Source organism: Streptomyces zhihengii, assembly GCF_016919245.1.
GTDB classification, from domain to species: Bacteria; Actinomycetota; Actinomycetes; order Streptomycetales; family Streptomycetaceae; genus Streptomyces; species Streptomyces zhihengii.
The window spans coordinates 4,574,470-4,594,192 of the sequence record NZ_JAFEJA010000001.1; the positions used below are offsets into that span (position 1 = coordinate 4,574,470).

Below are 19,723 nucleotides of genomic sequence, written 5' to 3' on the forward strand. Positions count from 1 at the left end.
CTGGAGCCGCCCTGATTCCGACCGGATCCGGCCCGGGGGCATCTGGCAGATTCGAGGCTGAACGCGGCCAATGCGGGGCAGAGTGTCCGAGGCCGGATGAATCGTGGGGGCGGGGGAGTCGGCGTGGGGGAGCAGCGGTATCGGCGGTACGACCTGGACGGACTGGAGCGGGACGTCCGGCGGGCCGTCCGGCAGGGCGTGAGCAGCGCGGAGGACCTGGCGCGCATCGCGTCGTTGATCACGGACAGGCTCGGTGCCGGCACGCCGGACGAGGCGTGGACGCGGCTGTGTGCAGACTTCAGGGCGGGCACCCGAGGGACGCCCCGGTCCGGCATACGTGCCGGACAGATTCTGCGGATGATGCCCTACCTGGGGTTCGCGGGCCCGCTGTCCGACGACGAGGCACGTGTCGACCTGTGCGAGGAGGCCGTCGACCACGGTCCGGACGACCCTGGCTGGAAGTCGTGGGTCGTGCTCCTCTCGGCGTCGCACGGCATGCGCATCGGGACGTCACGTCCGGACGCCCTGGAGAGGGAGCTCGCCACCGTCGAACGGGTGCGCGGAACGGTGCCCGCCGGGACCGACGATCGGTACGGCCTCGACCTGGTGCGGGCGTTCATCCGGTTCCAGCTCGGTGTGCTCGGCGGCGAGGACGACCTCGACGCCGCGGTGGAGGAGATCGCCGCGCTGCGGCAGGCGCCCGTGGCGGACGCCGAGACGGGTCGGATCCTGCGTGGATCCCTCGCGACGCTCCGGGTGCAGCAGGCGCTGCGGAGGGCGGACGAGAAGGCTCTCGCACAGCAGGTGGACGAACTGGACGCCGTGCAGGCCACGTTGCCCTTCGACCATCCGGCCCGGCTCCGGTTCGAGATCGCGCGCGAGATGTCCTGGGAGATCCTTCAGACGCTTCGGGCCGCGCGGGGCGCGGTGCGCCTTCCCGGCGGGGACCGCCCCGTGCGCACGGCCGACGCGGTGCGCGCCCAGGCACGGAGCTTCGCCGGACACGTGCGGCTGGCCGTGCTGTGCGAAGCAGGTGTGGCGCGCCTGCACCGCGCGGTGGCGACCGATGATCCGGCCGGTGCGCGGGAAGCCCTCTCCCTGCTCGGCGACGGTCTCGGCCTCCTCGCACCGGACGACCTGCGCTGGGCGCCCTACGCCTACCAGTTCGGGTGGGGCCACTGCTGGATCGCGGAGCGGGACGGCCTCGGTCCCCTGGGCTCGCGGGGGTCCGCCGACCAGGGGATCGACTGGCTCACGCGCGCCGTCGGGGTGGCAGGAGGGCCCGATCATCCGCTGTGGGCCGGTATGTGTTTCACCCTCGCCGAGGCCCTGCACACCCGGGCCGAGGCGTTCCCGCGCGAACCGTCCGCCCCCGGGGATCTCGACGCCGCCCGGCGGACGGGAGCAGCCGCCGTGGACGGCGCCTTGTGGAACGTCCTGCTCCAGTCGGGCACGGACCACGCGGCGGAGAGCGCCCGGATGGTCGGTCGGCGGGCCGTCGACATCGCCGGCTGGTGCCTGGCCGCCGGCGCGCACACCGGCGCCCTCCGCACACTGGAAGCAGGCCGGGGCCTCACCCTGCACGCCGCGACGGTGGGTGCGTCGGTGCCGGAGATGCTGGACGCGGTCGGCAGGCCGGACCTCGCGGGCGAGTGGCGTACGTCGGGTGCCCTCATGTCCGGATCGGCGTGGAGCGTCGCGCTTCCCCTGGCGGGGACCGGCACGGCAGGACCGTCGAGCCGTCTGCGCAGGCGAGTGCTGGAGGTGCTGGAGAACAGCCCGTACCGCGCGCGGCTGCGGGACGTGCCCTCGCCCGACGGGATGGCCGGTGCGCTGCGGGCCATGGGTCGCACGGCGCTCGTCTACCTGCTGCCGGGAAGCGGCGGGCGCCCCGGGGCCGCACTGGTGATCACGTGCGACGGTGACGTCCGGCCCGTGCCGCTGCCGAACCTGGACCTCGCCGCACCGGAACTCGTCGGCTACGGCGTCACCGGGGATGCGAAGCGGCTCGCCGGAGGACCGCCCGGGCAGGACGCGACACCGTCCGGTGATCCCGGGGCGCTCGACCGGCTGAGCGACTGGGCCGGGCGGACGGTCATGGCCCCGCTGCTCGATGCCGTGTCCCGACCCGATGGGCGGACTCCCTCGCTCGTGCTGGTCCCGATGGGCGAGCTGGGGGCCGTGCCCTGGCATGCCGCGCGGCTGCCGTCGGGGCGGTACGCGTGTCAGGAGGCGGAGATCTCGTACATGCCCTCGGCGCGACTGCTGTGCGAGGTGGCCGGGCGGCGGCCGACGGGGGTGCGGCGGGCGGTGGTGGTCGGCGATCCGACCGGGGACCTGGTTCACGCGGGCGCTGAGGCGCGGGCGATCCACCGGGCGTCCTACCCGGAGGGCACCTTGCTCGGCACGGCCACGGCGACACCCGCCACCGTGGCGGGGAGGGTCGCACGGCAGGGCGGAGGAGTGCTGCACCTCGCCTGCCACGGCACGGTGGAGGCAGGGCGCCGGCACAGCTCGTACCTGGAGCTCTCCGGGGGCCGTCTGCCCGCCGAGGAGTTGACGGAGGGGGCGTCGCGGCTGCGGGACCTGGAGCTGGTGGTGCTGGCCGCGTGCCGGACGAACGTCTCGGGGCACGGCTACGACGAGGCGTACAGCCTGTCGACCGCGTTCCTGGTCGCGGGCGCGCGGTCCGTCGTCGGGTCGCTGTGGCCGGTGCCTGACGACGCCACGTCCCTGCTGATGTACATGACGCACCACTACCTGAGCCGGGAGGGCCTGCCGCCCGGATCGGCCCTGCGCCGTGCCCAGTTGTGGATGCTGGACACCGGGCGGCAGGCCCCGCCCGGGATGCCGACGGACATGGTGGCCCGGGTGGGGGACATCAAGGCGGACGATCTGGTCGGCTGGGCGGGGTTCACCCACCTCGGGTGGTGAGCGGCACGGGCCCGCCGACCCGGAATCGACCCGTTCCCGCCCCGGCGCGGGCCGGGGCGGCGGGGGTCCGGCGTCGTTAGCCTGACGGAAGACGGCCGGAACGGCCTTGTGAGAGCCCTGTCACGCGCACAATCATGGCTTCATGTCACCTCGCGCTGGACAGTTCGACGTCGCGTCGGTCCTCCGGGAGGTGAAGACGGTGCGTTTGGAGGGGCTGGTCCGGATCCGGGACCTCGAACTGCCGCTGCTGCGACGGGCGGCCGTGTCCGTGCCCGGGGCGGTGACGGACGCCTGGCCCGTCGAGGTCGAGAACCTCTTACGCGCGGCCGTCTCCCGGCTCGGCGGGGGCGAGCTCCAGGACGCCGCCGAGCTGACCCTCGGACTGGCCCACGGCATGCGCGACCGGCCCCCCGCCGACCGGCGCAGACTCGCCGCACAGGTCTACAGCATCAGCGTCGAGCGCTTCCGCAAGAGCCAGGAGGAGATGATCCTCGGGCAGATCGCCGAGCAGGTGTGCTGGCTCGCCGGAACCGGTGCGCGGGCCACCGCGCCGAACGACGTCGGCCTGCTGCCACCCCGGCTCCAGCACCGGACGCTCCACGTCCCGAGACCCGGGCGCCCGCCCGCCGTCCTGACGCTCCACGTCCACCCCGTCGAACTGCTCCGGGACATGGACGTCGTCGTCTCGCCGAGCAACATCCACTTCGGGCTCCCGGAGATGTACAAGTCCTCCGTCGCCGCCTCGCTGCGCCGCGCCGGGGCCGTGCGGGACGACGCGGGCGACGTCGTCGCCGACCCCGTGCACGACGAACTCCTCGCCTGGCGCGCCCACCACGGGGTCCTCCACCGGCCGGTGCGGCCGGGCACCGTCGCGCCGACCGGGCCCGGCGCGCTCGCCGCCCGCGGCATCCGGCGGCTGCACCACGCGGCCGTCGCCGTCCCGAGACCCGGGACCAACGACTACGACGCCACCCCGCAGGACGTCGCCGCCGCCGCGGCCCGCGTCCTGGTGCTCACCGCCCAGGAGAGCGCCGCGTACGACCCGCCGCTGCGCACGGTGTGCTTCCCGCTGCTCGGCTCCGGGCGGGGCGGGCTGCCGGTCGAGAGCAGCGTCAGCGCGCTGTGGTCGGCGCTCGCGCCGGCCGCCGGCCAGGGGCGCGAACTGCACCTGGTGGTGCGCCGTCCGCTGATCGCGGACCTGGTGACCGAGGTGCTCGGGGCGCGTACCGCCGCCGGCGACGACGAGAAGGGGCGGGACTGCGGGTGAACCCCCAGGTGAATCCCCAGGTGATGCTGGGCGCCGTCGCGGCCGACTGGCCCCGGCTGTCCCTGCTGATGGCCCCCGCCGCGCTGGACACGCTCGGCGAACGCCTGGAGCGGCTTCGCGCCGAAGGCGGCGCCGGTGCCCCGGGCGGGGGCGCCGTCGAGGAGGCGGCACGGGCCGTGCTCGACGCGCTGCCCGACGAGGAGGCGTCCCGGCTGCGGCACGGCGCCGCGGACGCGGGACGGTTCACGGGGGCCGGGGCGGCGACCGTGTCCGGCTACGGCGTCCAGGACCTGTGCATGCTGGTGCTCGACGGCAACCCCATGGTGGGGCCGGTCCTCGGCCCCGTCCGCGACCGGCTGCTCGCCGCGCCCGCGCTGCCGGTGGAGGGCCCGGCGGACTCGCGCCTCATCGTGCTGACCGGGGTGGACGGGGCGCGCCGGGCCCCGGCGTTCCAGTACGAGGCGGGCAGCATGCCGTGGCCCGTCGTGCTGGAGGTCAACGACCTGCTCGGGGCGCGGACCGACCCGTGGGGCGCCGCCGACTGGTGGCTCTCCGCCAACGCCTGGACCGGCACCACCCCCGCCGGGCTGCTCGGGCGTGCCCGCGACCCCGAACTGCTGGGCGCGGCCCGCGCCCTCGGGGAGTGGTGAGGCGCCGCGTGCCCAAGTACCCGCCGCCCGAGGCCCTGCCGGGCGAGCCCGTCCGCGCCGTGCTCCCCGCCGGGACGCCGGTCTACCGCGTCCACGGCACGCACCGGGACGCCACCGCCTTCAACACCCGGCAGGCGCACCCCTTCTACTACGGGGGCCGCTTCGACAGCACCGTGTACGAGCCGTACGGCTACGCGTACATCGGGCTCAGTGTGGGAGCGGCGGTCTGCGAGGTGCTGCTGAGATCCGTCCCCTTCGAGGGGGACGGATCGGTGCGGCTGCTGCCGCGCGCCTCGTTCGAGCGGCGCTGCCTGTCGTTCCTGCGGCTGGCCGCCGACGTGGAGGTCGTCTCGCTGATGGCGGGCGCGGAACTGGCCGCCGTGGCGCAGGACTCGTGGCTCGTCCACGCCGAGGGCGCGGAGTATCCGCAGACGCGGGACTGGGGCCACTGGATCCGCCGCGGGACGGCGCCGTGGGCGCAGGGCTTCGTCTGGCCGTCGAAGCGCGAGCCGTCGGACCGGGTGGCGGTGCTCTTCGAGGACCGCTTCGGGGGTGCCGCCGCGCTGGAGCCGGCGGGGCCGGAACGTGTCGACTTCGGGACGGGGGAGGGGGAGCGGTGGCTGAACGGGGTGCTGGCGGCGTACTGGGCGCGGGGGGCGCCGAGGGTGGGGGGAGTGGGGTGAGCTGGAAGCCGTACGACTTGCAGGTGGTGCTGCTCGAATTGGAGCAGATGGGTGCCGGAGGGCTGGTCAGCGGAGCGGACGTCGCGCGGCTGGTCTCGTTGGTCCTCGACCGTCTGGGCTGCGACACCGCGGCGTCCGCCTACGACAGGCTGTACCGCGACTGGTGCGCACTTCCCGAGGGAACACCACTCCGTGGCTTCCGAGCCGGGCAGATCCTGAGCGTGCTGCCGGTGTTGCGACTCGGCGGGCTTCAAACCACCGGAGACGAGGCCGAACTCCTCCACGCAGTCCGGGCCCAAGGACCGGCCGACCCGCGATGGCAGGCGAACGTGGCCGTGCTCGCGAGCACATCGGGCGTCCTGGATTTCGGTCAGGACGTCTCCGAAATGGAGGCGGCCATGGCCCGGATCGAGGAGGCGCGGGCGGTCCTGCCCGAGGACGCCCCGGAACGCGAGGCCTTCGACGTCGCCCATGCCGCGTTGCGAGTGCATCTGTCACAGCGTGGCGGTGGGGAGGACGAGATGGACTCGGCGGTCGCGGATCTGGAACGGTTGCGGGACTCTCCGATGTTCAGCGCCGAGCAGCGGGCCGTGGTCCAGGGCCAGATCGCCGTATTCCGTTCCCACCAGGCCGCGCGGGCAGAGGACGAGGAATCTCTCGTGAACGAGATCCGCGTCATCGAAGGCGTCGTCGCCCACTTGGCGACCGATCACATGGACCGGCCGACCCTGGAGTCCGGCCTGGAGAACGCGCGGGGCAATCTGGCGTACCTGCGAGCGCGGCGGACCGGCCGCTTCGAACCGGTGGGCGAGAGGGGCGGGGCGAGGACGGCGGAGGACGTCCGCAGCAATGCGGCTGCGATGCCGAGCGGAGTGAGAGCCACCGTCCTGATCGAGGCGGGGGTCAGCCGCGGCGGTCAGGCGTTCCTGCGCCGTGACCCGGCGGGGATTCTGGACGCCGCGACGTTGCTCGAGGACGCTCTGGAGCTGCTCGAACCCGATGACGAACAGTGGCTGCGCTGCACCTGCATGCTCGGAGTCGCCCACTGCTCGGTCGCGGGCCTTGCCGGTACGCCGCTCCAGGACCGGCCGCGTCACCTCGACCAGGGCATCTCCTGGCTGAAGCACACTCTGCGCCTGATGGGAGGGCCGGAGCATCCGCTGTGGGGCGGCACGGGACACTCACTGGCGAGGGCGTACCGCACGCGAGGTGACGCGGAGGCGGTGGGCACCCGCGCAGCCCGCCTCAACCACGAAGAGGCGCGCCGCCTCGGTCTGGAAGCCCTACGGGCCGCTTCCTGGGACGTGCTGCTCCAGAGCGGTACGGTCCACGCGGCCGAGGTGGGCGGACTCGCGGCGGAACGTGCGGTCGACGTGGCGCGCTGGTGCGTCGCCGACGGCGCCTACGAGGATGCGGTGCGGGCCCTGGACTCCGGGCGCGGGCTGGTCCTGCACGCGGCGACCGTGGCCACGGGTGTGCCCGACATGCTCACTGCCCTCGGCCAGGAGGAGCTCGCCGGGGAATGGCGGCAGGCGGGTGAGTCCGCCCCCGAGGCGGGCACCTTGCCCGAGGCGGGCACCTTGCCCGGGGCGCGGCCCGCGGGCCCTTCGAGCCGGCTGCGTCGTCGCGTCCTCCAGGCGCTGGCGGCCACACCGCAGCGGCGACGACTGCTCCACGTTCCTTCCGTTGACGAGATCCGACAGGCTCTCCGAGCCCTCGGGCGCGACGCCGTCGTCTATCTCGTGCCGGGCGACGAGGAAGGTATCGGTACGGCACTCGCCGTGCCGGTGGAGGGCGAGGTTCTGCCAGTGCCCCTGCCCGAACTCACTTACCAAGCTGCCGAGTTGCGGGCGTACCTGGAGGTGGGAGCAGCCGACTCGGGGCCCGCACGGCTCCCTGGCGGGCCGCCCGGGCCGAGCGTGCCCGCATCCGGGAACGCCTCCGCCGGGCCGGCGGGGCGTGACAGAGCGTCGCTCGACCGCCTGAGCGAGTGGGCGGGACGCGCCGTCATGGAGCCACTGCTGAAGGCGGTGCCCCGCAAGCCCGGGCTGGTGCCTTCCCTCGTCCTCGTGCCCATGGCCGAGGCGGGAGTCGTTCCGTGGCACGCCGCCAGGCTGCCCGCGACGTTCGGAGGGCGTCGATACGCCTGCGAGGTGGCGGAGGTCTCCTATCTGCCGTCGGCTCGGCTGATGTGCGAAGTGGCCTCTCGCCCTCCCGCGGGGACACGCGAATCGCTCGTCGTCGGCGATCCGACCGGGGAACTGTTCCACGCGGGGGTGGAGGCGAAGGCCATCCACCGGACCTTCCATCGCGACGGAACGCTGCTGGCGGCAGGCACCGGGACACCGGCGGCAGTCACCGCATGGCTCGGACGGCAGAGAGGGGGGATGCTGCACCTGGCGTGTCACGGAGTGGCGGAACAGGGCCGCCGACGCACCGCGTATCTGCAACTGTCGGGCGGCGACCTCTCGGCCGAGGACCTGACCGAGGGGTCGGCCCGGTACCACCATCTGGAGCTGGTGGTGCTTGCCGCGTGCAGCAGCAACGTCTCCGTGCACGGCCACGACGAGGCGTACGGCTTGTCCACGGCGTTCCTGGTCGCGGGCGCCAGGTCGGTCCTGGGGTCCCTCTGGCCGGTACCGGACGAGGCGACCTCGCTCCTGATGTACATGACGCACCACTACCTGGTGCGTGAGGGGCTGTCACCCGGGCAGGCCCTGCGGCAGGCGCAGTTGTGGATGCTCCGGGACAGGCGAACACGTCGTGCGCCGGACGGGATGCCCCCGGAACTCGTGGCGCGGCTGCCCGACCTCGACGGTCGGGACCTGACCGGCTGGGCGGGATTCACTCATCTCGGGTGGTGAGGCCCAGGATGGAGATCAGGGTACTTCGGTGCGGATCACCACCGAGGCAGTGCCCCACAGGCCCACGCGGTCGGCAGGGCCACCCGGCAGCCGTGTGCTGCGCGGAGGAGTGAGCCGCAGCGGCCCGGCGATGTCCGTTCCTCGGTGGTGCCGCCATCCGTCCACAGACCAGGCGGGAAGCCTGAACGGCTCGGTGTTGAGCTCGTTCTGCGCGACGACGAGCTTCAGCACGTCCCGGGTGTGTGCACCGGGTGACACCGGTCGGCCGGGCGGTAGGCGCAGCCAGACGGGCTCTCCTCGTCGTGCCACGCCAGGGTGGCCCGGTGCGACGAAGTCGCCTTCGAACAGTGCTGGGGAGCACTCATAGTTGTCCGCCAGATACAGCAGGACGCACCACAGCTCGCCCTCCCCCAGATTGTGGATCCGTACCCGCACCTGCGGCTCGCGCCCGTCGGGTGTGTACGAGCAGACGATCTCGCCCTCACCGGTGTGCCGCAGGTCGCCGACGAGCGGCTCGACGCTCACGCGGATCAGGGAGGACAGGGAGGCGTCCGGGTTGGCGAGATCGAGCAGGTGGTGCCAGCGGGCGATGTGCGCGCAGCAGTCCGCGACGCGGGCGGCGTCCGCCGGGGAGCGCAGTGGGAGCGGGGCGACGGGGTGGCCGGCGCCCCCGGAGACGCGGGCCCACCCGCCGCCCGTCTCGACCAGCAGCGGCAGCCCTGGGCCGCCCGCCGCCAGCATCGGTGAGGCCCCGACGGCGTCCTCGACGAGGCGGACGTCTCCCGGGCGCCCGGTGACGGTCACCGCGGCGGGCGGGAAGGCGAGGGCGGACGGGGTGACGGGATGCACGGCCTCGACGTCTTCCGTGCTCGGCTGCCAGCCCACGGTCCTGGCGAGCGACGTCTCCGGTCCGACCTCGTGCACGGCCACCACTCGTGGCCCTCGGGCGTCCGGCCCGGACGGTGTGAGGAGGGTGAACTCGGCTCCCGGGGAGCGCAGCCCGTGAGCCGCGCCGCAGTTCACCTCCCAGCCGCGAGCCGTGTGCCGCAGCAGGTAGGGCGAGTCGCCCGTCTCCTCGCCGTGCAGGAAGCGCCGGGTGGCCGGGCCCCGCAGTTCGGGCCGCTGGAGGTGGGTGCTGTCGCGGACGCGTTCCTCGGCGAGGGCGTGGACCCTGCCGTAGGTCGAGCGGGGGCCGAGGCGGTCGAGGGCGTGGAGCAGGGAATGGGACCACCAGCCGCGGCTCTCACCGCCGATGACTTCTTCGTACGCGCTCTCGTGGGGGCGGCAGGCGGCGAGCAGGACGTGTTCGGGGGCGGCCTCCGGTGCGGTGCCCCGGAGGCCCCGCGCGCCCGGGGTGTGCCACCACGGCCGCCACTCGACCCCGCGTGCGGTCGCCCCGCGCCTGGTCGCCCCGCCCGAGTGGCAGCAGTCCAGCACGGCCACGACGTGCACGCCCCGCCGCGCGATGCCGTCGAGCATGTCCCCCAGATCGGTGTCCTGGAGCAGCGGCTGCCCGCCCTCGGTGAGGCTGTCGTGGCACACCAGGGCCTGGGTGTGGCCGGTGGACGCGAGCGGGTCCTCGGTGCGGCGTTCGCTGCCGTGGCCGCTGTACCAGAGCAGGGCCGTGTCGCCGGGGCCCGCGCTGCCGAGGTGGCGGTCGATGCCCGTGACCAGGGCGTCCCGGGTGGCCTCCGCGTTCCGTAAGCGCAGGACGTCGGGCTGTAACCCGGGTTGGCGCCGCAGCCAGTCCTCGGCCGCCGCCACGTCGTTCACACACCCCCTCAGAGGGGAGTCCGGATAGGTGTCGATGCCCACGAAAAGCGCGTACACGGTCCGCATACCGAAATTTTGCCACCGCCCGAGGGTGCCGCCGGGGCGGATTCCGGTTGTTTGCGGGGCAGATCGCGGGTGCACCGTGTACGGATCCGTGCGCGGAGCGTCGATGTCCTGGAATGATCGGTCGCTGCGCCGTGACGGGTTCCGCGTGGACCGGCGCCGCACGACAGCGAGTTGCGTGGGAAGGGAATCGGCGTGACGTTCGGGGGACACAATCCGTACGGGCCTCAGCCCGGCAATCCGTACGGCGGCGGGCAGCCGCCGGGCGGTGGGAATCCGTACGGGCCGCAGCCCGGCAATCCGTACGGCGGCGGGCCGCCGCCGGGCAGCCCGTACGTGCCGCCGCAGCCCGTGCCGCCGTACGTCCCGCCGCGGCCGCCGTCCCTGTGGCAGCAGTTCCGGCACGAGGAGTGGCCGCCGCTGCGCGAGGTCATGGGGCGGCTGCGGGGCGGCTGGCTGGTGTCGCTGCTCTTCTGCTGCATGCCCGTCTGGATCCTCGTGCTCTACCCGCTCGCGCGGTCGGCGCGGAGGCAGGCGCGCGTCAAGTTCCCGCCTGACCTGCACCGGCGGATCCACGATCCCGAGGTGTGGCGGGCGCAGAAGACGCGGGCCTACGTGGCCCTGGGCGCCTCGATGCTGATCCTCGTCGCGTACGGCACGGGGGAGGACTGGGAGGAGATCCAGGACCAGTACATGATGCGGCTGGCCATCACCCCGTGGCTGCTGCTGCTCACGGCGCCGCTGGTGATCACCCTGCTGTTCCGGATGGCGCCGCCGGCCGCCCGGCCGAACATGCGGGCGCGGCTGCGGCCGTCGGTGCGGATGGTGCTCTGGTACTTCGGCGCGTTCACCGCGGTGCCGCTGATGTTCGCGGGCGTCATGCTGCTCACCCAGGAGTTGCAGGGCTACGTCTGGTCCCCGTTCCTGGCGCTCGGCCTGCTGATCCCGGTCGTCTGGGTCCTGTTCTTCGTGGGCTTCGGCTCGTCGACGATGGTGCGCACGGCGTTCGGCACCTCCGAGGTGCACGCGGCGCTCCCGGCGCTGCTGACGGGTGTGCTGGTGTGGGAGCTCGCGGCCATCAACCTGCTGACGGCGGGGATGCCGCCGGGCCCGCCGCTGGTGCAGATCCTGGCCGTGATCTGCGGGCCGCTGTCCGTCTCGGTGATCGCCTGGTGGGAGGTCGAGCGGCTGCGTACCCGGCACGGGGTGCGGCTGCGCGCCTGAACCGCGCCGCACGGCAACGGAGTCCGGACGCGCCGGCCCCTCGGGGGCCGGCGCGTCCGGCCGTTTCCGGGCGGGGTGCGGCAGGCCGGGGGCGGCGGCGCGGTCGACGGCCGCCGCGTCCGGCCGTTCCGGGCAGGGGCGGCGGGGCGGTCGGGCCCGAGGGTGAGCGGCCGTTCGGGCCCGGTAGGAACCGGCCGTTCCCGGCCCGCAATACCGCACCTCGGGGCGGACGGCGACCCCCGTGACGCGGCAAGTTCCTGACGGCGGGGGGAGAGGGTCCGGCAAGGGTTCTCCCTGTTTCCCCTCATGTCACCGGCTGGCTACGTTCCTCCAAGTGACATGTTCCGGCCACCCAGTGGCCGGGGCGTGGACCCCCCACCAGTACGGCTGCTCCCTTGCGGATGCGTGTCCGCACCCTCCGCAAGGGAGCGTCGTCCTTTGCCCGAGAGGGAACCACCACGTGAACAAGCCGACCCGAAGAGCCCTGTCCGCCGTCGCCGCCACGGCGACGCTGCTGGGACTCGCCGCGACGTCCTCCACGGCCGTCGCCGTCACCCCGGCCGCCTCCGGCACCGCGGCCCCGTCCGCCGCGGTGGCCGCCGAGCGGCTGATCGTCGGTTACAAGTCCGGTGTGCAGGAGGCGCGTTCCAACGGCGTCGCCGCCGCGGACGCCCAGGACAAGGCCGCCGACGCCGGCCAGGAGCTCAGGTTCGAGCGCCGCACCGGCACCGGTGCCGCCGTCTTCGACCTGGGCGAGAAGAAGTCCAGGGCCGAAGTCGCCGACCTGATGGCCGAGTTCCGTGGCGACCCGGACGTCGCCTTCGTCGAGCCGGAGCTGATCGCCCAGCCCCTGGCCGTCGCGGCCGACCCGAACGACACCGACTACGCCAAGCAGTGGGACCTCTTCGAGGCCACCGGCGGCATGAACGTCCCCGGCGCCTGGCCCACCACGACCGGCGCCGGTGTGACCGTCGCCGTCATCGACACCGGCTACGTCGCCCACTCGGACCTCGCCGGCAACATATCCGGCGGCTACGACTTCATATCCGACGCCGCCCGCGCCCGGGACAACAACGGCCGCGACGCCAACCCCGCCGACCAGGGCGACTGGTACGCCGTGGGCGAGTGCGGCACCAACACCACGCCGTCCGACTCCTCCTGGCACGGCACCCACGTCGGCGGCACCATCGGCGCGGTCACCGGCAACGGCAAGGGCATCGCCGGCGTCGCGTACGGCGCGAAGATCCAGCCCGTGCGCGTCCTCGGCAAGTGCGGCGGCTCCAGCGTCGACATCGCCGACGCCATCACCTGGGCCTCGGGCGGCACCGTCCCCGGCGTCCCGGCCAACCCCAACCCGGCCAAGGTCCTCAACCTGAGCCTCGGCGGCGCCTCGGCGACCTGCCCGAGCACCTACCAGAACGCGATCGACGGAGCCGTCTCCCGCGGCGCCACGGTCGTCGTGGCGGCGGGCAACAGCAACCAGGACATCGCCGGCTTCACCCCGGCCAACTGCAACAACATCATCTCCGTCGCCTCCACCAACCGTGAGGGCGGACGGGCCTTCTACTCCAACTTCGGCGCCAAGGTCGACATCTCGGCCCCCGGTGGCGAGACCCGCCGCGCCACCGACACCCCCGGCACCGTCACCACGCCGGAGAACGGCATCCTCTCCACGGTCAACGCGAGCAAGACCTCGCCGACCACCGAGACGTACAAGCCGTCCATGGGCACCAGCATGGCCGCCCCGCACATCGCGGGCCTCGCCGCGCTGATGAAGGCCGCCAAGCCGAGCCTGACGCCGGCCCAGATCGAGACCGCCATGAAGGCGAGCGCCCGTGCGCTGCCCGGCACCTGCACCGGCGGCTGCGGCGCGGGCATCGCCGACACGGCGAAGACGATCGCGGCCCTCGGGGGCACCACCCCGACCGACCCGAAGACCTTCACCAACGCCACCGCCGTCGCCATCCCCGACAACGGCGCCGCGGTGACCTCCTCGATCGCCGTCACCGGTGTCACCGGCAACGCCCCGGCCACGCTGAAGGTCGCCGTCGACATCCGGCACACCTACCGGGGCGACCTGGTGGTCGACCTCGTCGCCCCCGACGGCACCGTGCGCAACCTGAAGGCGTACTCGGGCAGCGACAGCGCGGACAACGTCATCGCGACCTACACCGTCGACGCCTCGTCGGAGGTCGCCAACGGCACCTGGAAGCTCCGTGTCCAGGACCGGGCGGCCCAGGACACCGGCTCGATCAGCTCCTGGGGCCTGACCTTCTGACCGGCCCCGTCAGACCCCCGCGGCGCCCGGCGTGAACCGCCGGCCCGCCCCGGGACCCGGCTGCCGCCGGGCCGGCGGAGTCGCCCCACGAGGTCCCACCCGCCGGCCCGACGGCGTCAACCGGGCCCGCCGCGCGGTGCTGTTCCGGGGCCGTCATGCGGTGCCGTTCCGGGGCCGTCACGCCGGGTCCGGCACCGTCTCCGCGGTCGGGTGGGGGAGCGCCGGGGCGGGGGTGGCGCGGGCCCACAGCAGGGCGCCGGCGAGCAGGATCGCGCCGCCGAGCAGCCAGGGCAGGGGGCCGATCGGGAGGACTCCGGCGCCGAGGCCCGCGAGGGCGCCGACCAGCTGGAGCGCGAGGGACTGCACGGACAGCGCCGTCGCGCGGACGGAACCGGTCACGCGGCGGTGCAGCAGGTCGTTCTCGTTGGGGCCCGCCGCGCCGAAGCCCACGTACACCAGCGCGTAGCCGAGCGCGGCGACGGCGAGGGCGAACGGGCCGGTGGACGCGGCCGTGGCGCCGAGGAGCAGCAGACCGGTGGCGCTCACGGCGAGGGTGGCGAGCACGGCCCGCTCGCCGCTGCCCGTCAGCCGGGCAGCCCAGGGCGCGAGATGGCTGCCGAGCGCCGTGCCGGCGAAGCCCGCGCACGCCAGCACCGCGAAGAGCACCGCTCCCGACTCGGCCGCGCCGGTGAGCCGCGCTGCCCGTCCGGGGGTGAGGAGTTCGATGGAGGCGAGGGCCGCGCCGGCGGCGCCCGCCGTGAGGAGCAGCCGGCGCACCACGGCGTCCCCCTTCCCGAGCCGCAGGCCGCCCAGCACGGTCGCCGGGACGCCGCGCAGCACCGAGCCGAGACCGGCGGGCGGCCGGGGCGGCTCGGGGAGGGCGGTGAGCACGTAGGCGACGTAGCCGGCGCACACCAGGGCGCCTACCAGCGAGGGGACCGACAGCGGCAGGACCGTGCCGAACGCCTCCATCCCGAGCGCGGACAGGCCGAGCGGCAGGGAGCCGCCGAGCAGGGTGCCGGCGGCGAGCGCGGCGGCTGAGGCGGTGCCGCCGCGGGCGAGCCCGGTGCGCAGCTCGGCGCCGGGGCCCTCGGCCGCCTGCACGGTGTCGACGTACCAGGCCTCGGCCGGGCCGCTGGACAGGGCGCGTCCGGAGCCCAGCAGCAGCATCGCGCAGACCAGCATCCACACGCTGTCGCCGAGCGCCGCCAGCAGCAGCGCGCCGAGGTTGAGCACGCCCGCCGCGGCGAGCACGGGCCGCCGTCCGAGGACGTCCGACAGCCCGCCGGTGGGCAGTTCGAGCGCGGAGACGGTGAAGGAGTGCACGGCGAAGAGTGCCGCGACGGTGGCCAGCGTCATGCCCCGCTCGGTGAACAGCAGGACCTGCGACGGGATGTACATCCCGACCGGGAGCCAGAAGAGGAAGGTGACGGCGGCGAAGCGGCGGCGGGCCGCCACCGGGTCGAGGACGGCGCTCATGCCTCCTCCTCCCCGCTGACGGGGAGACCGGCGGCGAACAGCACGACCTGGGCGCCGCGGGCGTCGCCCTCGTCCCGCGCGGCCAGTTCGAGCGCCGTGCGGTGGAAGGTGTCCCACAGCTCGGTCAGCGACTCGGGGGTGAGGCGCAGCACCAGGTCCGTGAAGCCGGACGGCTCCGTCCACTCGGGGCCGAGGCGGCCGGCCCCGGTGTCCGCGAGGTGGGCGGCGAGCGACCGCTCCAGGTGCTCCAACTGGGCGCGGCGGGCGGCGTCCACGAAGGCCCTGGTCTCCGGGGAGTCCGTCATCGCGGCGTTGGACCAGCTCGTCACGTCGTGCACGGACCGCCAGCGGCGCTCGCGTCCGTCGCGGTGCTCGGCCTCGGCGATGAAGGCGTACTTGGCGAGGACGCGCAGGTGGTAGCTGGTGGACGCGGACGACTCGCCCGTCCGCTCGGCCAGTTCGCTGGCTGTCGCCGGGCCGTGCTGGCGCAGCAGCCCGAGCAGCCGGATCCGCAGCGGGTGGGTGAGCGCCTTCAGCGCGGCCGTGTCCTGGCGCGGGTCGAGGACGCGGCGGGTGAGGGGAGTGGGCATGGGGGGAGCGTAGGGCGCGGGGGCGGTTCTGCAAAAGAGTTTTTGCAAAATTTGTTTGGCAAAGTGCGCGGATGCGGGTGCCCCGCCGGAGTGCGGAGCGGGGTGCGGCGGGGGCGGAGCGGGGAATGCGGCGGAGCGGGGTGCGGCGCGGGCGTGGCGTGCGGGGCGGGGCGCGGTGCGGCGGGGGGTGTGGCGTGCGGGGCGCGGTGCGGCGGGGGTGTGAGCGCACTCATGCGGCTCTCATCCGGGTCTTAACCCGCCATCACACCGCGCCTCTACGTTCGCGCCATGTTCTTCACCTACCTCCGGCGCGAACTGCGCCGCCGCAGGAAGGCGGCGCTCGTCGTCGCCTCGGGGCTCGCCCTCGGCATCGCCCTGGTCATCGTCGTCAACTCCGTGGCGTCCGGCATGAACCGGGCGCAGGACAAGGTCCTCGAATCCCTCTACGGACTCGGCACCGACATGACCGTCACCAAGGCCGCGGAACCGCCCGGCGAGGGCCAGACCGTGCGGCGGCCCCGGTTCGAGTTCGACGCGCAGGACAGCGGCGACGACGCCGAGCAGAGCCAGGACATCGTGATGGTCCAGGGCTTCGAGTCGCTCCCGGCGGCCACCGTGTCCGACGTCGCCGGCCAGGACGGCGTCGCCGACGCCGTCGGCGGGCTCAGCATCCGCGTCATGAAGGTCGACGGCGCGTTCACGCGCGGCGAGGTGCAGCAGATGCCCCGTCAGGGCGGCCCCGGAGCGGGCGGCGGGGGCACCGGCGGCGGCGAGGTCCGCGGCGGCGGCGCCGCCTTCGACGTCGACTCGTACAGCGCCTACGGGACGGACGTGACGAAGCAGGACCTCGGCCCGCTGACCTCCTCGAAGATCACCTCCGGGCGCGCCTTCACCGAGGCCGACGCGAAGGCCGACGTGGCCGTCCTCGACAGCGCCTGGGCCAAGGAGAAGGAACTCGCCGTCGGCGGGACCCTCACCGTCTCCGGCACCGCGTACAAGGTCATCGGGATCGCCACCGCCGACAGCGGGGACGCCACGGCCGACGTCTACCTCCCGCTCGCCGAGGCCCAGACCCTCGCCGACGCCGCGGGCAAGGTGACCACCGTCTACGTCAAGGCCACCGACTCGCAGCGGATCGACGGGGTCAAGCAGGCCATCCAGAAGAACATCTCCGGCACCACGGTGACCACCTCCGCCGACCTCGCCGACACCGTCTCCGGCTCCCTGTCCACCGCGTCCGACCTCGCCTCCGGCGTCGGCAAGTGGCTCTCCTGGCTGGTGCTCGCCGCGGCGTTCCTGGTGGCCGGACTGCTGACGTCCGCCGCCGTCAGCCGCCGGGTGCGGGAGTTCGGCACCCTGAAGGCGCTGGGCTGGCGCAGCGGCCGGGTCACCCGGCAGGTCGCCGGCGAGGCGCTCGTCAACGGACTCGTCGGCGGTGCGCTCGGCATCGGCCTCGGACTGCTGGGCGCCTGGCTCATCACCACCTTCAGCCCCACGCTGACCGCCCAACTGGGCGGTGCGGCGGGCGGCGGGGCCGCCCAGGGCGGCTTCGGCGGCGGGATGCGGGCCGGCGGCCCGGGCGGCGGCGACGGCCCCGGGGCCTCCGCACGCGCCCTGGACATCGTGCTCACCGCGCCCGTCTCGCTGACCACCATCGGCCTGGCCGTCGCGCTCGCCGTCGCCGGCGGGCTGGTGGCGGGCGGCTTCGGCGGCTGGCGCGCCTCGCGCCTGCGTCCGGCGGACGCGCTGCGCCGCGTCGAGTGACGCGCCACGCCACCCTTTCCCCATCGCACAACAGGAGTTGCAGATGTACCAGCTCAGCGGCGTCACCAAGGGCTACCGGCGGGGCAAGGACACCGTACGCGCCCTCGACGGGGTCGACCTCACCATCGAGGACGGCGACCGCCTGGTGATCAAGGGCCCGACCGGGGGCGGCAAGTCCACGCTGCTCCAGATGCTCGGAGGGCTCGACCGGCCGACCGAGGGGAGCGTGCTGCTCGACGGCACGGACCTCGCGACCCTGCCGGAGGCCCGGCTGACCCGGGTGCGCGCGGAGAAGATCGGGTTCGTCTTCCAGGGGTTCAACCTGATCCCGACGCTGACCGCCCAGGAGAACGTGGAGACCGCGCTCGTCCCCCTCGGCCTGCGCGCCGCCGAACGCCGCGAACGCGCGGCCGACGCGCTGGCGTCGGTGGGGCTCGGGGAGCGGCTGCGCCACGTGCCGGGGGAGCTGTCCGGCGGGCAGCAGCAGCGGGTGGCGATCGCGCGGGCGCTGGTGAAGCGCCCGGCGGTACTGCTCGCCGACGAACCGACCGGGAATCTCGACGAGTCGATGCGGGACGAGGTGATGGACGTCCTGGAGACCCTGTGGCAGGAGCACGCCTTCACCTTCGTGATGGTCACCCACGACTCCGCCCTCACGAAGCGCGCCCGCCGCGTGGCGACGATCCGCGCGGGGCGCGTGACAGTCCGCGAACAGGTGGGGTGAGCCCCCGGGGGCCTTTCCGCCTGTGTGGGGTGCGGTTTTCGGGGTGCGCATCTTCAGCCCGTCCGGCGATTGAGGACACCGTGCGCAGCGCGGTGCTGCGGCCACCGGGGTGCACCGCCCCGGGTGCGCGGCCGGGTCCGGCGGGGCTCTGCCCCGCACCCCGCGCCTCAAACGCCGGCGGGGCTGAAAGGAAGCGCACCGGCCCTGTGCGCGCGGCCCGGTCCGGCGGGGCGGAAAGGAAGCGCACCGGCCCTGTGCGCGCGGCCCGGTCCGGCGGGGCTCTGCCCCGCACCCCGCGCCTCAAACGCCGGCGGGGCTGAACCCTCCCAGCCCGTCCGGCGTTTGAGGACACGGCCGGAGGCCGTGCCGGGGCCACCGGGGCGCACCGCCCCGGCGTGCGCATCCCGGTCCGGCGGGGCTGGAAGGAAGCGCACCGCCCCCGGATGCGCGGCCCGGTCCGGCGGGGCTGAAAGGCGGCCCCACGAGGGTCAGCCGGTCTCCGTGAGGGCCGCGCGGAGGTGGCCGCGGGAGGCGGAGAGGAGGGACGCCGCACGCCCCGCGTCCACCCCTCCCAGGATCACCAGGATCGCGTGCTTCACCTCCCCGCCCGTCGCCGCCAGAGCCGCCTCGATCTCCGCGTCGGACGCGTCCGTCGCCAGCGCGACGATCCTGCGGGAGCGGGCGTGCAGCTTGTCGTTGGAGGCGCGGACGTCCACCATCAGGTTCCCGTATGTCTTGCCCAGGCGGATCATCGTGATCGTCGAGATCATGTTGAGGACCAGCTTCTGCGCCGTCCCCGCCTTCAACCGCGTCGAGCCGGTGAGTAGTTCGGGCCCGGTCACCACCTCGACGGCGTGCTCCGCCGCCGCCCCCAGCGCGCTGTCCGCGTTGCACGACAGCCCGATGGTGAGCGCTCCCAGCGCCCGCGCGTGCTCCACCGCGCCGATCGCGTACGGCGTGCGGCCCGAGGCGGAGATGCCGACCACCGTGTCGTCCGGGCCGGCCTTCAGTGCGTCCAGGTCGGCCGCGGCGAGTTCCTTGCTGTCCTCCGCGCCCTCGACCGCCTTGACCATCGCCGACGGGCCGCCCGCGATCAGGCCCACGACCTCCGACGGGTCGGTGTTGAACGTCGGCGGGCACTCGCTCGCGTCGAGCACGCCCAGCCGCCCCGCCGTGCCGGCGCCCGCGTAGATCAGCCGGCCGCCGCGGGCCATCCGCTCGGCGGTGGCGTCGATCGCGGCGGCGATGACGGGAAGCCGGGCGGCGACGGCGGCGGGGACGGAGGTGTCCTCGCCGTTCATGATCCGCGCGATCTCCAGGGTGGGCAGGCGGTCGATGTCGGCCAGGTCGGGGCGGAACGCCTCGGTCGTCAGCGAGGCGAGCTGGGCGCGGAGTTCACCGTAGGTGGAGGTCATGGAGGGCGGCTCTGC

General features: G+C 74.2%; 13 protein-coding genes. 9 read left to right on the forward strand and 4 right to left on the reverse strand.

Annotated features, from left to right (window positions below; all coding sequences use genetic code 11):
• Window positions 1-123: 123 nt before the first annotated feature.
• The 5 genes from JE024_RS19295 to JE024_RS19315 all read left to right on the forward strand — a co-directional run bounded on the left by JE024_RS19295 (window position 124) and on the right by JE024_RS19315 (window position 8,398).
• The gene (locus JE024_RS19295) at window positions 124-2,934 is read left to right on the forward strand and encodes a CHAT domain-containing protein (protein ID WP_244882972.1); all 2,811 of its coding nucleotides are present in this window, start codon (window positions 124-126) and stop codon (window positions 2,932-2,934) included.
• 142 nt (window positions 2,935-3,076) lie between these two features.
• Complete coding sequence (locus JE024_RS19300; protein ID WP_205374776.1) at window positions 3,077-4,201, forward strand: macro domain-containing protein; 1,125 nt, start codon at window positions 3,077-3,079, stop codon at window positions 4,199-4,201.
• Window positions 4,198-4,851, forward strand: coding sequence for a hypothetical protein (locus tag JE024_RS19305; protein ID WP_244882974.1), 654 nt, complete (start codon window positions 4,198-4,200; stop codon window positions 4,849-4,851). The genes JE024_RS19300 and JE024_RS19305 overlap by 4 nt, the downstream gene beginning before the upstream one ends.
• An 8-nt stretch (window positions 4,852-4,859) precedes the next feature.
• A complete protein-coding gene (locus JE024_RS19310) occupies window positions 4,860-5,534 on the forward strand; it encodes an RES family NAD+ phosphorylase (protein WP_205374777.1) in 675 nt (224 codons plus the stop codon).
• Window positions 5,531-8,398 (forward strand): CHAT domain-containing protein, encoded by a 2,868-nt coding sequence (locus tag JE024_RS19315; protein WP_244882976.1) that lies wholly within the window; start codon window positions 5,531-5,533, stop codon window positions 8,396-8,398. The genes JE024_RS19310 and JE024_RS19315 overlap by 4 nt, the downstream gene beginning before the upstream one ends.
• 15 nt (window positions 8,399-8,413) lie before the next feature.
• On the opposite strand, the gene JE024_RS19320 is transcribed toward JE024_RS19315, so the two are convergent.
• On the reverse strand, window positions 8,414-10,237 hold the full coding sequence (locus tag JE024_RS19320) for a caspase family protein (protein WP_205374778.1): 1,824 nt from the start codon (window positions 10,235-10,237) through the stop codon (window positions 8,414-8,416).
• A 192-nt stretch (window positions 10,238-10,429) separates the two neighbouring features.
• On the opposite strand from JE024_RS19320, the gene JE024_RS19325 reads away from it, so the two are divergent.
• Both JE024_RS19325 and JE024_RS19330 read left to right on the forward strand, forming a co-directional pair.
• Window positions 10,430-11,458, forward strand: coding sequence for a hypothetical protein (locus tag JE024_RS19325; RefSeq protein ID WP_205374779.1), 1,029 nt, complete (start codon window positions 10,430-10,432; stop codon window positions 11,456-11,458).
• A 460-nt stretch (window positions 11,459-11,918) separates the two neighbouring features.
• A complete protein-coding gene (locus tag JE024_RS19330) occupies window positions 11,919-13,736 on the forward strand; it encodes a S8 family peptidase (protein WP_205374780.1) in 1,818 nt (605 codons plus the stop codon).
• Between the two features lie 177 nt (window positions 13,737-13,913).
• Here JE024_RS19330 and JE024_RS19335 read toward each other — a convergent pair whose 3' ends face one another.
• Together JE024_RS19335 and JE024_RS19340 are read right to left on the reverse strand one after the other, a co-directional pair.
• Entirely contained in the window at window positions 13,914-15,215 is a 1,302-nt protein-coding gene (locus JE024_RS19335) for an MFS transporter (protein ID WP_205374781.1), read from the reverse strand.
• Window positions 15,212-15,805, reverse strand: a complete 594-nt coding sequence (locus JE024_RS19340) for an ArsR/SmtB family transcription factor (protein ID WP_205374782.1) — start codon at window positions 15,803-15,805, stop codon at window positions 15,212-15,214. Before JE024_RS19340 ends, JE024_RS19335 begins: the two co-directional genes overlap by 4 nt.
• Before the next feature lie 288 nt (window positions 15,806-16,093).
• Between JE024_RS19340 and JE024_RS19345 the strand changes: the two genes are divergently transcribed.
• Both JE024_RS19345 and JE024_RS19350 read left to right on the forward strand, forming a co-directional pair.
• On the forward strand, window positions 16,094-17,569 hold the full coding sequence (locus tag JE024_RS19345; protein WP_205374783.1) for an ABC transporter permease: 1,476 nt from the start codon (window positions 16,094-16,096) through the stop codon (window positions 17,567-17,569).
• 43 nt (window positions 17,570-17,612) lie between these two features.
• The gene (locus JE024_RS19350) at window positions 17,613-18,293 is read left to right on the forward strand and encodes an ABC transporter ATP-binding protein (protein WP_205374784.1); all 681 of its coding nucleotides are present in this window, start codon (window positions 17,613-17,615) and stop codon (window positions 18,291-18,293) included.
• A 488-nt stretch (window positions 18,294-18,781) separates the two neighbouring features.
• On the opposite strand, the gene murQ is transcribed toward JE024_RS19350, so the two are convergent.
• Entirely contained in the window at window positions 18,782-19,708 is a 927-nt protein-coding gene (gene murQ / locus JE024_RS19355; RefSeq protein WP_205374785.1) for an N-acetylmuramic acid 6-phosphate etherase, read from the reverse strand.
• Window positions 19,709-19,723 lie beyond the last annotated feature (15 nt).